The organism is Halorussus salinus (assembly GCF_004765815.2).
GTDB lineage: Archaea > Halobacteriota > Halobacteria > Halobacteriales > Haladaptataceae > Halorussus > Halorussus salinus.
In genome coordinates, this window is the sequence record NZ_SBIS02000013.1 from 23,919 (window position 1) to 36,729 (window position 12,811).

Consider the following 12,811-nt stretch of genomic DNA (forward strand, 5'->3'; position numbering starts at 1 on the left):
CGGATGTTACCGTATGGAGGTACTTGCAATCGTTGCCCATCCGGATGATGCCGACATTTTCTGCGGGGGCACCCTCGCGAAACACGCTGACAGAGGTGACGACGTCACGATAGCGCACATGACTCGCGGAGAGTATGGCGGTTTCGACACTACCCAGCGTGACGTTGCTGAGACACGCACGGAAGAAGCCGAGCAAGCAGCGTCCACACTCGGCGCAGAGACAACGTTTCTCGGGTTCAAAGACGGCCGAATTACGTATTCACTAGAAAACCGGCTTCGAGTACTCGAATGCATCCGCAGCCACGCACCGGACCTCTTGATAACACATTTTGACGACGATATGCATCCGGACCATCAGACGACATCGCGACTTGTGACTGACGCCTACTACATGGCTTCGCTTCCGCTTGTCGAAATCGACCAACCGCCCTGTGATCCGGACAACATCTACTATTTTGGTAAACCAACCTCGTCGTTCGAGCCCTCCGTATTCGTTGACATCTCGCAGTACCAGTCAACCAAGGAGGCGGCAATCGAAGCCCATGAGTCACAGGTTGAGTTCCTTGACGAACACGGAGGAATCGACGCGGAGTTCGATAGCCTCGTCGAAGGAGTTCGAGCAGAAGCACGGACACTCGGGAAGCGAACAGGCGCTCAATACGCAGAAGGTTTCGCGCCGATGCACGAGACGACGACCGCTTACCTAGGTGAACAATGACTCGGCCTGAATGCGGAACCAGCTACTTCGGCGTTCGTGATCCCGAACACGTGCGAACCGATCTTGAACGATTGCAAGACCAGGGGCTTAACGCAGTCCTTCACACGTTCAGCGAGCGCGATCAGCTGTATTATCACGAGACGATGAGTGAAATCGTCGATGCGAGTCACGAACTCGGATTCGACGTGTACGTGAATCCGTGGGGTGTCGGACGAGTCTTCGGCGGTGAGGCGCTTTCAGAATTCATCGGTCGAAATCCCGAGGCCTGCCAAGTCCTTTCGTCGGGTGACCGCATCCCAGCAGCGTGTTTCAACAACCCCGAATTCCGGGAGTTCATGCGTGACTGGACGCAAGACGCCGTCAATATCGGCGCTGACGTGGTGTTCTGGGATGAACCCCACTGGTTCATCCCCGGCTGGCACGAGGAATCATATCCGGATGATGCACGCGCTTGTTACTGTGATGCGTGTCGCCAGCAGTACAAACACCAGTACGGTGCTGAGCTTTCCAACGGCGATCCGGATGACGTCGCGGCATTCCGAGAGGAGTCACTCCTCGACTTCCTCCAGGAAATGATGGCGATAGTACGTGAAGGCGGCTCCGAGAACGCCGTGTGTCTCCTTCCGGGTTCTGGGCATGAATCGGGAATCGACGATTGGGAACGACTCGCCCGTGCCGACAATCTCGATGTATTTGCGACCGACCCCTACTGGTTTGGTCACGGGGAAGATGCCAAGGAATTCGTCGGTGAATACACTGAGAAAGTCACGTCGCTGGCGGCTGACTACGGACTCCGAAGCCAGATCTGGATACAGGGATTCAAGCTCGACGATGATCCCGCGACAATTACAGAGGTCCGTACTGCAACTGAAACGGCACTCGAAGGTGGCGTTGACAGCGTCTTTATGTGGGGCTGGGACGGGTGTCGGATAATCTCGGACATCGCCTGTGATAACCCTGCCCAAGTGTGGGAGGCCTACCTCGACACGCTGAAAACAGTCACAGATAGCATGTCCCCGAACTGACTGCGGGGATACCCCGACGTGATATCTCCTACAACTACAGTCGTGGGCTTCCCGAGGTTCTTCTGTTATTCTCGTCGATTCGGATGGTCGGCAATCTACGGCTCGTGGACTGTCGGCCACTGGCGTTGCTACGAAGCCGTTACTTGTACCCGGCAGAGGCTTCGAGGTCTCTGATTTCTTTTCCGACAGTCGGTGTGGTCGGCTTACGTTTTGGTGAGGCAAACACCGAGTCAACTGCCAGTTTGCCACGCACCTCTCATCGTACTTGCCGTCTTATAAAACGCTTAAAGCCGGAGGTTTCTGGCTGCTTGAGATTTCCTCGCCTGCAGGCAAAATAGGGAATGCAGTCTCCACTGATTGTTCGAAAATAGAGGATTTTCGTGATTACTGATAATCGGAGCGGTATTCCTCAACTAGCGTTGTGGGGAGTCGCGCCCTACGTCTCAAGAGGCTAGATGAGGGATGTTGTCACTTCACCGCCTCGTTTGAGTGCTTGGGTTGGGGATGATGGATCATCATGCTCGAAGACAAGCCAGTCAGTATTGAGTTCCTTCGCTATAGTCGCGATCTCGTCGAGGGGAACGTCTCCTTCGCCGGGGAGGACAGATTGCTGTGTTGTTTCTGGACTCGGGTTGGGTGCCGCAACATCCTTGAGATGCACGAGAGGTGTTTGATTACTAATCTCCGTGAGGATTGACGTTGGATCGACACCTGCTGTGATAGCTCCACCGACGTCAAATTCGAACTTGACTGACTCATTCGTGTGGGCAATGAGTCGGTCGAACGCGGTTTCACCGTTAGCGAGCGGCTGGAACTCATGAGCTTGATTATGATAGACGAACTCCGCACCGCGCGCTTCAAGTGCCTCTCCGACTCTGTTCAGTCGGGCAGCCAATGACTCGACTGCCGATGCCGTTTCAAAGTGTTTTGGGGGGAAGTGTGGGACGATGAACGTCTGGCAATCGACTGGCTGATAGCGGTCGATGACAGCGTCTGGATCCGACTCAAGCGCGTCCATGCCGACGTGTGCACCGACGACGTCAAGTTCTAGTTCGGTAAGTGCGCTAGTAATGGTTTCCGTGTCAGCGTCGGCATACCGATGGGCGAACTCGACACCATTGTATCCTGCTGCAGCAACTTGTTCGAGTACCTCCGCCAATGGGACATCGAGGTCCCGGACACTGTATAACTGTATTCCGGCGTTAGTCATCGTTCACCCTCCACAGCGTGGTTAATCATTCGTCGAGACCTCCGGAATGGGTGTTGGTGCAGGTTCATCTGGATTCGAATTTGATTGTTGTTTATTTAAAATTGCGTTACACTCGGTTTCCAAGTATTCTTGGACGTGAGCGATTTCGTCGGCGGTAAATTGCCCTGGGAGTACGTTCTGCTGGAGGCTTACTGCGGCGGCGACTCCGGCGGCGTCGCCGAGGACGCAGAGATTCGGGAGAACCCGAACCTCGAACCAGGCCTGACTACTAATGCTTGCGGCGTAGCCAGGCAGTAGGAGATTCTGTGGCCGGGCGGGCGTCAGACAGTCATACGGAAGGTAGACCGGATTCGCTGTGGGTTCGAGTTCAGTTCCATCCGACTTGAGGTCCTTTGTATATCCATTATTGTCGAGCCAGTAATACGCAAGGCCGATACGAGTATCATAGAAGCGGGCGTCTGCACCGCTGTCCGGTCCGACGCCTGCGTTCTCAACTGCATCTCGACCGACCGCAAACTGACCCTGTCCAGTCGTCGCGTGAATAGTTTCCCGGATATACAATGTTTCCCCGGTACGGGGTGTCCCATCGTCGCGGCGCACGAGTGTTACGTCGTCGAATCCGGGGAAACTCTGGAGTGCATCGATGAACGCCTCCGAGTCAATTGCCTGTTGTCCCCGACGCAGCGCCTCGCTTCGACACCAGGTACTAGCAGTCTCAACTGACTCGGTATTCGGTCGATGATACCGACCATCGACGTTGTATATGAGGAGCGTGTTGAGCCAGAAGATTCCATCGTCGTGTTCCGCTGCGTTGAACGGTTTGATTTGCATACGCGGCGTCGTTTCTCCGAACTCTCTCATGGCCGATGCGGTCTCGACTGTCTTTGCGCCACCCCAGAACAGTCGATGCCCGCTTCGTTCGTCGACTTGTGTTCCGTACTCCTCTCCTTCCCCACTATGCTTGAGGATTGTATCCCAGTTAATGTCTTGTATCTGGAACATGAGCGTCGCGGCCATTTGGCGTGAATCGTGCGACCAGTCTTGCCGCCCGATGGTATGGGGAATTCCGGCATGACGTGCAAGCCGTCCGGATTCAGAGGCGTCGACGAATACCGCTCCCTGAATCTGCTTTGAGCGACTGTCAGATGCTCCACGCGCTCGAAGGGAGATTGCCGTTAGAAGGTCTGCATCATCAAGGTGGGTCGCCGTTATATCCCATCCATCGAGAATATCGATATTCTTCTGTGCGGTCACGTCTTCTCGAAGGGTCTGTTGCATACGGTCGGTATTGTACGCCTGTCCCTGCGAGCGGTACCACTCACGGAACGAGCCGCCCTGAAGGAGCCAGCGTCTGCCATTGCGTTCCCAGTATCGACAGTCCCAGAAGTTCTGCCCGCCGACTCCACCAATTCCGCCCCAGCCGGGCTGAGGATTGACGAGAAGGATCCGGCCAGTATCGAGGAGTCGCGCTGCGTTTCGAGCAGCTGCGACTCCGGGCATGGTCGCCCCGTAGACTACGACCTCGTACGATGGCGGGCCAGTCATTCGACAACACCGTACCCCGTCTCTTTGTCGAGTACCGCATCGAACTCCTCTCGGAGTATAGTCTGGATTCGCTCGATTTGTTCGATGGCGAAGTCGCGCGGGTCTTGCTCCTCCAGGAGACTCATGGCGGCGGCGACGCCAGCGGCATCGCCGAGAACACAGAGGTTTGGGAGGACACGCATCTCGAACCACGCTTGACTACTGATACTGGCGGCGTATCCGGGGATGAGGAGATTTGGACAGCGGTGGCTTGTGAGCGTCTCATAGGGGATATAAGCAGGATTATCGGGAGCGAGGAATTCGGCGTCGTTCGACGATTGATCGCGGCGATAACCGTTGTTGTTCATCCAGTAGAAGCCGAGCCCGATGCGCTCGTCGTAGTGTTCGGCATCGGCGCCATCCTGTGGGTCCTGGCCAGCGTCCTGAAGATGATGTCGTTCGAGTGCGAATTGTGTATCGTCATAGTACGTATGGATGGTTTCCCGCAGATACAGCGTCTCCGCGATGGCGGGTTCGTCGTCATGGAAGACAAGTTCTGCGTCTGAAAGCCCAGGAAAGTCTTGCATTGCGGCGATGAAGCGGTCATCTTGTAATGCTTCAAGACCTCGCTGACGGGCGCGGTCGGTGTCCCATGGTCGATGGTCGCCGTCTTCGGTCAGTATTCGGCCGCGTTCGCGGGCGTCAAATCGACCGTCGACATCGTAGATGAGGACGGCGTTGAACCAGAAGCGTTCCTCGGTGACCTCAGTTGCGTTCATTGCTTTGATTCGAAACCGCGGATGGGCGTCCTCGAATTCGGCTACGGCATCGGCGTTGTCTGCTTCATAGTGCCCACCCCAGAAGAGCCGCCGTCCGCTTCGGGGGTCGGTCCTGTGACGATACGTTTCACGTCCGTTCGCGCTTCGGCTCTGCTTGATTTCGGCCCAGTTTACGTTGTCGAGCTGGAAGAGAAGGGTTGCTGCCATCTGTCGGTCGTCAGGTCCCCAGTCTTGGCGGCCGGTTGTATATGGGATATTGGCTAGCCTGGTTAGACGGCCTGACTCAGAGGCATCGACGAACGTGGTCGCAGTTATGCTAACGCTGTCGCCCGTCGTCGTTGTATCGCCTTGCTTTCGTTTTAGCGGGGTGACGTCAACCGTCGTGATGCGGCCGGTGTTGTCGGTATGAATCGATTCGATATCCCAGAAGTCGAGGACGTATATCTGGTCAGATTCTGCAATTTCTGCTTTGAGTGTTTGTTCCATCGAGACTGGATTATAGGCTTGGCCTTCTGATTCGTACCAGCGACGGAACGACCCTCCATGCGGTGTCATCGCTAGACCATTTTTCTGCCAGTCTCGTCGGTCCCAAGCGGGGAGTCTGCCGACTCCAGCTATTCCGCCCCAACCCGGCTGGGGGTTAATGAAGAGAATCTTAGTGTCAGCGTCGAGCATCGATGCCGCATTCCGAGCAGCGGCAATGCCCGGCATCGTGGCTCCGTAGACGAGAAGTGCGTATTCCTGTGTCGTCTCGCTCATTACACGCATTTGAGATGCGTCCACATATAAAACTCGGGTAATCTAATAATCCGTCCTCAATGAAGAGACAGAATTTGGCTTAGCATTCATATGCTAAAGCGAGACAGGCCCATATTAGATTATAAACCCTTGCCTAATCATCATCAAAGATAATTATTAACTACTGTTCATGGACGAAGGATTTATAATGTAGTCCTCACATTTCATGTCTATGCCACAGGATGCCAACCAAGGTGGCGGTCAAGAAGAAGCAATGTGGAGCCTCGATGAAGCAACCCGGCGGAAATTCCTCGCTTCAACTGCTCTCGCTGGCGGTATGGGGCTTGCAGGTTGTGCCTCTGGAAATCCAGCACAAGATTCGACCACGACGACCACAACGACGACGGAATCAAGTTCTACAGACAACACCGACGAAACATCTGAAACCACCGAGAAGCCAGACTCGATTTCACTCTGGAATACGTACGGGAAAAGTGACCGTGCGAGCAGCAAATGGATCGCTGCAACCGCCGACGCATACACGTCCAAGACGGACGTTGACATCCAGATACAGGGTCACCCCGAACGGCTAACGGAGAAGGTCCTCGCTGCCTACAAGACCGGAAACGCACCTGATCTTGTCTACGATCACAAGTTCGACAAATACGTCACGCCCGGCAAAGTCGATGAGTCACCGCTCCTCGAAATTAACGAGTACACCGAACAGTTACAGAAGGAGACATACGACATCGTCTGGCCGAAAGTGACGTTCGACGGTGACGTATTCGGCGTTCCTCAAACAGTCAACGCCCGAAACTGGTTTTACAATAAATCGCTCGTCAAGCAAGCAGGCTACGACCCCGAAACATTTGAGCCCCAGACGCTCAGCGACCTCGAACAGGCGATTAAAGACATTACGAACAACACCGATGCGAAAGGCTGGATTTGGCCTGGCGGAGCCACCGCCTACAACTGGTACTTCCCCGCCCACTTCATGCGCTCGTGGTTCGGTGTCGAAATGACCGAACCGGTCGTTAAGCTAGGCGACGGAACGAAAGGGGCCTACTCAGAACTCCGCGGGAATCACTCTGAAACAAAAATCCATGCTGGCGAAGTCGTTGACGTCAAAGTCCGAGTTACCAGTGACGAAATGAAGGCTACGGTCGGATGGATGAAGCGGATGGCCGACCAAGGCTACGTGCCGGACAACGTGCTGACAGCTGACAACGGAGCCTGCATGACGAAAATCTTCCCAAGCAGCAAGGTCGGCCTTTACTTCTCAGGGCCGTGGGCGTATTCGCTGCTGAACAAGCACGTCAAGGATTTCGAGTGGGCCGCGTTCGGACCCGTGACGGAAGCGAAACTCGACGGTCTGAGCGGGTCGGGCTACTTCACTGCTTCAGCCGGAAAACCGCTCATGATTATCGACAAGTCCAACAGCCCCGACTACGCAGGGCAGTTCATCCAAGAGTGGTTCTCCACGGACCGCCAGAAGAAGTTCGTTCAGGAAGTCGGCTCACTCTCTATCCGACCGGAACTCAACACGCAGGAGAACTTCGAAATCCCGCAACTTGCATCCCTTGCAGAGATCGTCAAAGACGCGACCTACTACAGTCCACCTCAAGTCCCTGCAGACGTCGATCTGTGGAACACCGTCGGGTCAGTCGTCCAGCAAATCGTGAGCGGCTCGAAAGAACTCGATCCTGCTCTGAAGAACCTCCAGAGCGTGCTGGAAGACCGGTATGCAGAGGGGCTAAAGTAAGCATATGGCCGGGAACACGGAATCACAGCCGTCACAGTCGCTCGGAAGCCGATTTGAGAAATGGAGTATCCAATTTGGGCGGTACAGTAAGCTCGAAACGGCAGCTGCATACATCATGTTGCTGCCAGACATTCTCATCTTCTCGGCATTCGTGTTCCTGCCGGTCGTGTACGCCTTCTGGCTCTCGTTCCACGAGGCGTACTTCTTCTCGAGCCAGTTCCAGTGGGTCGGACTCGCACACTACAACGACATTCTCTTCCACCCGCTCGCAGAAGCGGCAGGAATCGTCGTCGAGGAGGGGCCAGTCGCGGCCTACGAGTTCCTCACCGACCCGCTCAGGCATCCGTTCTTAGCATCACTGAAGAACAACGTCTACTTCGGTCTGCTTTCGATTCCGGGTAGCGTCATCGCCGGACTCGGACTCGCACTCCTCGTGAACACCCAACTCAAGGGAATCAAATACATCCGGACGGTGTACTTCCTCCCGGTCGTCACGAGTATGATCGTAGTCGCGTTAGTGTTCAACTTCATCTACAACCCGACCTACGGGTTACTGAACTGGCTCCTAACGACGACAGGCATCCTTAACGACGGGGTCATCTGGTTGGCTGACTACCCAATTTTAGCCATCGTTGCAATGACCATCTGGAAAGGCGCTGGCTACAACATGCTCCTGTACCTCGCGGCATTACAGGGGCTTCCAACAGAGGTCTATAAGGCTGCGCGCATTGACGGCGCAGGCCGAATTGCTCGGTTCAAGAATATCACGTGGCCGCTGTTGAAACCGACGACGCTGTTTATCGTCGTGATGACGACGATCGGGTCGTTCAAGGTGTTCACACAGGTGTACGTGATGACCGAAGGCGGGCCAGGATTCAAATCGACCGTTGCGGTCTACTACATCTACGAAAAGGCCTTCGGCGAGTACCTGATGGGTGAAGCGTCCGCAATGTCGTTCGTCCTGTTCGGCATCATCTTCGTTGTCACAGTGATCAACATGCGCTATCTGAACACCGACGTGGAGTACTAACAATGAGCCTCAAAACCAATCCCACCGATCGCATCCAGCGAGTTAAACAACGGTTCGACAATGAGACGATAGGTCGTACCGTTCACATTCTCGCTCTCGCAGTTGTCGCAACGATCATGATCGGACCGTTCCTGTACATGTTCGCCGTCTCGCTGATGAAACCAGGAACGGTCCAGCAACTCCCACCCAAGTTCATCCCCTCAAATCCAGTCAAATGGGGACTCCACAACTATGAGCGAGTGCTCACGAACTTCAACTTCACGCGATTCCTACTGAACTCGCTTCTCGTCACCAGCATCGTCACCGTGTTCAACCTGTTCTTCGACACCCTCGCAGGCTACGTCTTCGCGAAGCTAGAGTTCCCCGGCCGGAAGGTGCTGTTCATGACGATTCTTGCGACATTAATGATCCCGAGCCAGATCACCATCGTTCCATTGTACATCCTGATGGACGCACTCGGGTTCATCAACACGTATATTGGGCTAACAGTGCCGTTCGCGGCGAGCGCGTTCGGCATCTTCCTCATGAAGCAGTTCATCGAGACGATTCCATCGGATCTGGAACGTGCAGCGATGGTCGATGGCTGCTCTCGCTTCGAGGTGTTCTACAAGGTCATCGTCCCGTTGAGCAAGCCCGCAATGGCAACGCTCGGCATTTTCACGTTCATCGGGACGTGGAACTCATTCCTGTGGCCGTTGCTCATCGCCCAGGATCAGTCGATGTACACCCTCGAAGTCGCACTCGCGCAGTTCCAGGGCCGGTTCGAGCAGGACTTAACCGCACTCATGACCGGCATGACGCTCACATCAATCCCGGTCATCATCCTGTTCGTATCGCTACAGAAGTACTACGTTCAAGGCATCAAACTCAGCGGCATCAAAGCATAACATGGCATCAGTAACACTCGACAACATCACCCACCGATACTACGAGGATAATGGCGATGCGACAGTCGCAGTCGATGATATAGCACTCGAAATCGAGGACGGAGAATTCGTCGTGTTCGTCGGCCCGTCCGGATGCGGGAAGACGACGACTCTTGAAACGATTGCTGGGCTGTTACAGCCATCAGAGGGGACCGTCCGGTTCGGCGACCGAGACGTTACGCCGGACCCTGCTCGCAAGCGTGACATCGCGATGGTGTTCCAGTCGTACGCACTGTATCCCCACATGACCGTCAAGGAAAACATGGCGTTCCCATTGAAACAGCGACAGGGAATTACAGGCGAACCAGCTGCCCAAAAGGTCACGGAAGCGGCCGAGATGATGGGTATCGACGACTTGCTAGACCGTATGCCCAGTGATCTCTCGGGCGGCCAAAAACAGCGCGTCGCACTGGGCCGCGCAATCGTCCGAGACCCTGACGTCTTCTTGATGGACGAGCCACTCTCAAATCTTGACGCAAAGCTCCGACGGCAGATGCGAATCGAATTGCAGGAACTCCACTCCGAACTCGGCACGACCACGATCTACGTCACCCACAACCAGGAGGAAGCGATGACGATGTCTGACCGCATCGTCATCATGAACCGTGGCGAAATCCAGCAGGTCGGGCGTCCGCAGGAAATCTACGACGACCCAGCGAACCGGTTCGTAGCTGAATTCATCGGGGAACCATCGATGAATTTCCTTGATGGCCACGTCGGTGCAGATGGCGAAACAATCCAGCTTCACAACACCACAATCACCGTCGCTGGACTTACGGGCGCGAGCGACGCTGCTGTTGCAGTCGGAATCCGGCCCGAAGAAGTTGAGCTTGTCAGCGACGGCGGCGACCTCACAGGTGAGATTCGCCTGATAGAGCCGATGGGGTCACACTTCGAAGTACAAGTAGAGGTCGGAGCTGGGACGTCGGTGACCGCGATGGTCGATACGGAGACGAATCTTCGGACTGGCGACGAAGTCGACATCGTGATGAACGAGTCAGCGGTCCACGTGTTCGATGCTCGCAGTGGTGAAGCATATGACGTTGATCGCGGCCCTGATTCGGAGGTGGCTCAGACTGGACAATGACCTCGATTCAGTATTACCAGCAGTTGTCGACTGACGACACGGGTGACCCGTGCTTCCTCCACGGCACACCCGTCGGAGGAGAGGTATACGGCCGCTTGAGTCAAGCCGGAGAGACGGGCATAGAGTGGGTGACCTACTCCGCGGAGGTCCTTGACCGTGTTGTCCCCGACCACGAGTTCAGTCGCCCCGGTCGGCTTGATTTCACTCAGCTATCCGCCGATCAACGCCGGGTGTTGCAGAACGCCGCCACACAACGCGATTGGCGAGAACTCGCTGTCGACCTCCATGTAAAGACGCCGTTGACGAACCGAGAAGCGGACGTGTATGTCCTTCGGCAGTGGTTCGCATTGAACCGCCGTGAAATCGCAGACCAACTCGACATCTCACCGAATACCGTCGATAATCATGTCCAGCGCGTCAAAGAGATTGACGGCGAGATGATCGAGTTAGTGTCGAACACAATCCAGTACTTCGATATCGCGGAGGAGGTCGCTGCCGAGGTTTCGCAGGTCGAACTTACAGACTGAAACGTACGCTACCACCAGTTTGCGTGGCTGGTAACATGGCCACGTCCCTTCCCTACACCCATGCAGGCAATCGAGACAACCGACGCACCAGCCAGTATCGGGCCCTTCTCACAGGGCATCATCGACGGCGACCGAATCTTCGTCTCCGGCCAGGGTCCAGTAGACCCAGAAACCGGCGAGGTCATCGACGGTGGGATTCGAGAGCAGACCGACCGGACAATGGAGAACATCGCAGCGGTTCTCGAAGCCGGAGGTGCCTCCCTTGACGATCTCGTCAAAACAACAGTATTCGTTCAGGACATGGCTGACTATACCGAGATTAACGAGGTGTACGCCACGCACGTGACGGAGCCGTATCCCGCGCGAAGCGCAGTGCAGGTCGTCGACCTGCCAGTCGATATCGGGGTTGAAATCGAAGCCGTAGCGACGCTCGGGGGTGACTGATGCGGGCAATCGTGACTGACGGCAAGGAGAATGTCTGGGAAGAACAACGTCCCCGGCCGTCACCTTCGAACGGCGAAGTCCTCATCAAAATCCGTGCAGTCGGCATCTGTGGAAGCGACATCGGTCTTATCCACGGTGAGGGACCACCCTGGACCAACTACCCGCTCGTCCCAGGGCACGAAGTGTGCGCCGAAGTTGTGGAACTCGGTGATGACGTCGATTCATTGTCGGTCGGCGACCGAGTAGCACTCCACGGGTTCATCTACTGTAGTACATGTACCGCGTGCCGAGAAGGCCGATACTACCAGTGCGACGATCTGAAGGAAATTGGCTTCACTCTTGATGGCGGGTATCGGGAGTACGCTACGGTACCGGCGTATACTCTCAATCCTGTCCCAGAGTCGCTTTCTGACAGCGAGGTGACGCAGGTGGATTCGGCGGCGTGTACGCTACACGCGCTCCAGCGAGTCCAGACGTCATTTACCGACACGGCGGCGGTGCTCGGACCCGGCTCGCTCGGTCTTTTCGGTGTGCAATTACTAGCGGCGCAGGGTGTCGAGAATATCATTCTCACTGGGACTCGAGATGAACGACTCACAGTTGGCGAGACATACGGTGCGAATCTCACAGTGAACGTCCGTGAGACGGACCCAGTTACTCGAATCAAAGAGTACACGAACGGTGCTGGCGTTGACATCTGTGTCGAAGCGGCAGGCGGTGGTGATGTACTAAATACCTGCCTCGAAGTCGCTACCCAACAGGGAGATGTAGTATTGACTGGCGTGTTTGACGACCGGAAGGCAATCGATCCAAATGATATTGTGGCGAAAGAGCTTACCGTCATCGGTGGGGTTACGGCCGCACACGCGACGGATCAAGTGATGGAATTGTTCCAGCGTGGAGACCTCTCGGTTGACGGTATCGTCACCCATGAGTTCAGTCTTGAAGAGTACGAACGAGCGCTCGAAACCGTACTGAACAGAGAGGACGGAGTTATCAAGGCTATCCTTCGACCGTGATAGACTATGCGCGGAAACCCAC

The 12,811-nt window shown here is 55.5% G+C and carries 12 protein-coding genes; 9 read left to right on the forward strand and 3 right to left on the reverse strand.

Features of this window, described 5'->3' with window-relative positions; translation table 11 throughout:
* The first annotated feature begins 13 nt into the window (after window positions 1–13).
* Together EPL00_RS22010 and EPL00_RS22015 are read left to right on the forward strand one after the other, a co-directional pair.
* Window positions 14–718 carry a PIG-L deacetylase family protein gene (locus EPL00_RS22010; protein ID WP_135855085.1) on the forward strand — a complete coding sequence of 235 codons (705 nt, stop codon included), beginning with the start codon at window positions 14–16 and terminating at the stop codon, window positions 716–718.
* A complete protein-coding gene (locus EPL00_RS22015; protein WP_135855086.1) occupies window positions 715–1,743 on the forward strand; it encodes a hypothetical protein in 1,029 nt (342 codons plus the stop codon). Before EPL00_RS22010 ends, EPL00_RS22015 begins: the two co-directional genes overlap by 4 nt.
* A gap of 451 nt (window positions 1,744–2,194) precedes the next feature.
* Here the strand turns inward: EPL00_RS22015 and EPL00_RS22020 are convergent, their stop codons facing one another.
* The 3 genes from EPL00_RS22020 to EPL00_RS22030 are packed head-to-tail and all read right to left on the reverse strand — an operon-like array spanning window position 2,195 to window position 6,015.
* The gene (locus EPL00_RS22020) at window positions 2,195–2,953 is read right to left on the reverse strand and encodes a sugar phosphate isomerase/epimerase family protein (RefSeq protein ID WP_135855087.1); all 759 of its coding nucleotides are present in this window, start codon (window positions 2,951–2,953) and stop codon (window positions 2,195–2,197) included.
* Between the two features lie 21 nt (window positions 2,954–2,974).
* The gene (locus tag EPL00_RS22025) at window positions 2,975–4,498 is read right to left on the reverse strand and encodes an FAD-dependent oxidoreductase (RefSeq protein ID WP_135855088.1); all 1,524 of its coding nucleotides are present in this window, start codon (window positions 4,496–4,498) and stop codon (window positions 2,975–2,977) included.
* Window positions 4,495–6,015 carry an FAD-dependent oxidoreductase gene (locus tag EPL00_RS22030; RefSeq protein ID WP_162224309.1) on the reverse strand — a complete coding sequence of 507 codons (1,521 nt, stop codon included), beginning with the start codon at window positions 6,013–6,015 and terminating at the stop codon, window positions 4,495–4,497. Before EPL00_RS22030 ends, EPL00_RS22025 begins: the two co-directional genes overlap by 4 nt.
* Before the next feature lie 211 nt (window positions 6,016–6,226).
* Between EPL00_RS22030 and EPL00_RS22035 the strand changes: the two genes are divergently transcribed.
* The 7 genes from EPL00_RS22035 (at window position 6,227) to EPL00_RS22065 (ending at window position 12,789) form a co-directional block, all read left to right on the forward strand.
* On the forward strand, window positions 6,227–7,756 hold the full coding sequence (locus EPL00_RS22035; protein ID WP_162224310.1) for an ABC transporter substrate-binding protein: 1,530 nt from the start codon (window positions 6,227–6,229) through the stop codon (window positions 7,754–7,756).
* A 115-nt stretch (window positions 7,757–7,871) separates the two neighbouring features.
* The gene (locus tag EPL00_RS22040; protein ID WP_162224311.1) at window positions 7,872–8,786 is read left to right on the forward strand and encodes a carbohydrate ABC transporter permease; all 915 of its coding nucleotides are present in this window, start codon (window positions 7,872–7,874) and stop codon (window positions 8,784–8,786) included.
* A gap of 2 nt (window positions 8,787–8,788) precedes the next feature.
* Window positions 8,789–9,673 (forward strand): carbohydrate ABC transporter permease, encoded by an 885-nt coding sequence (locus tag EPL00_RS22045; protein WP_135855092.1) that lies wholly within the window; start codon window positions 8,789–8,791, stop codon window positions 9,671–9,673.
* Between the two features lies 1 nt (window position 9,674).
* Window positions 9,675–10,799 carry an ABC transporter ATP-binding protein gene (locus EPL00_RS22050; protein ID WP_135855093.1) on the forward strand — a complete coding sequence of 375 codons (1,125 nt, stop codon included), beginning with the start codon at window positions 9,675–9,677 and terminating at the stop codon, window positions 10,797–10,799.
* The gene (locus tag EPL00_RS22055) at window positions 10,796–11,326 is read left to right on the forward strand and encodes a helix-turn-helix transcriptional regulator (protein WP_135855094.1); all 531 of its coding nucleotides are present in this window, start codon (window positions 10,796–10,798) and stop codon (window positions 11,324–11,326) included. Before EPL00_RS22050 ends, EPL00_RS22055 begins: the two co-directional genes overlap by 4 nt.
* Window positions 11,327–11,386: 60 nt before the next feature.
* Window positions 11,387–11,770, forward strand: coding sequence for a Rid family detoxifying hydrolase (locus tag EPL00_RS22060; RefSeq protein ID WP_135855095.1), 384 nt, complete (start codon window positions 11,387–11,389; stop codon window positions 11,768–11,770).
* Window positions 11,770–12,789: a zinc-dependent alcohol dehydrogenase gene (locus tag EPL00_RS22065; protein ID WP_135855096.1), complete on the forward strand. Its 1,020-nt coding sequence runs from the start codon at window positions 11,770–11,772 to the stop codon at window positions 12,787–12,789. Before EPL00_RS22060 ends, EPL00_RS22065 begins: the two co-directional genes overlap by 1 nt.
* Window positions 12,790–12,811 lie beyond the last annotated feature (22 nt).

Coding starts and splice junctions, on each gene's coding strand:
- EPL00_RS22010 (WP_135855085.1), top strand. CDS start 14: ATGGAGGTACTTGCAATCGTTGCCCATCCGGATGATGCCGACATTTTC.
- EPL00_RS22060 (WP_135855095.1), top strand. CDS start 11,387: ATGCAGGCAATCGAGACAACCGACGCACCAGCCAGTATCGGGCCCTTC.
- EPL00_RS22035 (WP_162224310.1), top strand. CDS start 6,227: ATGCCACAGGATGCCAACCAAGGTGGCGGTCAAGAAGAAGCAATGTGG.
- EPL00_RS22015 (WP_135855086.1), top strand. CDS start 715: ATGACTCGGCCTGAATGCGGAACCAGCTACTTCGGCGTTCGTGATCCC.
- EPL00_RS22045 (WP_135855092.1), top strand. CDS start 8,789: ATGAGCCTCAAAACCAATCCCACCGATCGCATCCAGCGAGTTAAACAA.
- EPL00_RS22065 (WP_135855096.1), top strand. CDS start 11,770: ATGCGGGCAATCGTGACTGACGGCAAGGAGAATGTCTGGGAAGAACAA.
- EPL00_RS22050 (WP_135855093.1), top strand. CDS start 9,675: ATGGCATCAGTAACACTCGACAACATCACCCACCGATACTACGAGGAT.
- EPL00_RS22040 (WP_162224311.1), top strand. CDS start 7,872: ATGTTGCTGCCAGACATTCTCATCTTCTCGGCATTCGTGTTCCTGCCG.
- EPL00_RS22025 (WP_135855088.1), bottom strand. CDS start 4,498: ATGACTGGCCCGCCATCGTACGAGGTCGTAGTCTACGGGGCGACCATG.
- EPL00_RS22055 (WP_135855094.1), top strand. CDS start 10,796: ATGACCTCGATTCAGTATTACCAGCAGTTGTCGACTGACGACACGGGT.
- EPL00_RS22020 (WP_135855087.1), bottom strand. CDS start 2,953: ATGACTAACGCCGGAATACAGTTATACAGTGTCCGGGACCTCGATGTC.
- EPL00_RS22030 (WP_162224309.1), bottom strand. CDS start 6,015: ATGAGCGAGACGACACAGGAATACGCACTTCTCGTCTACGGAGCCACG.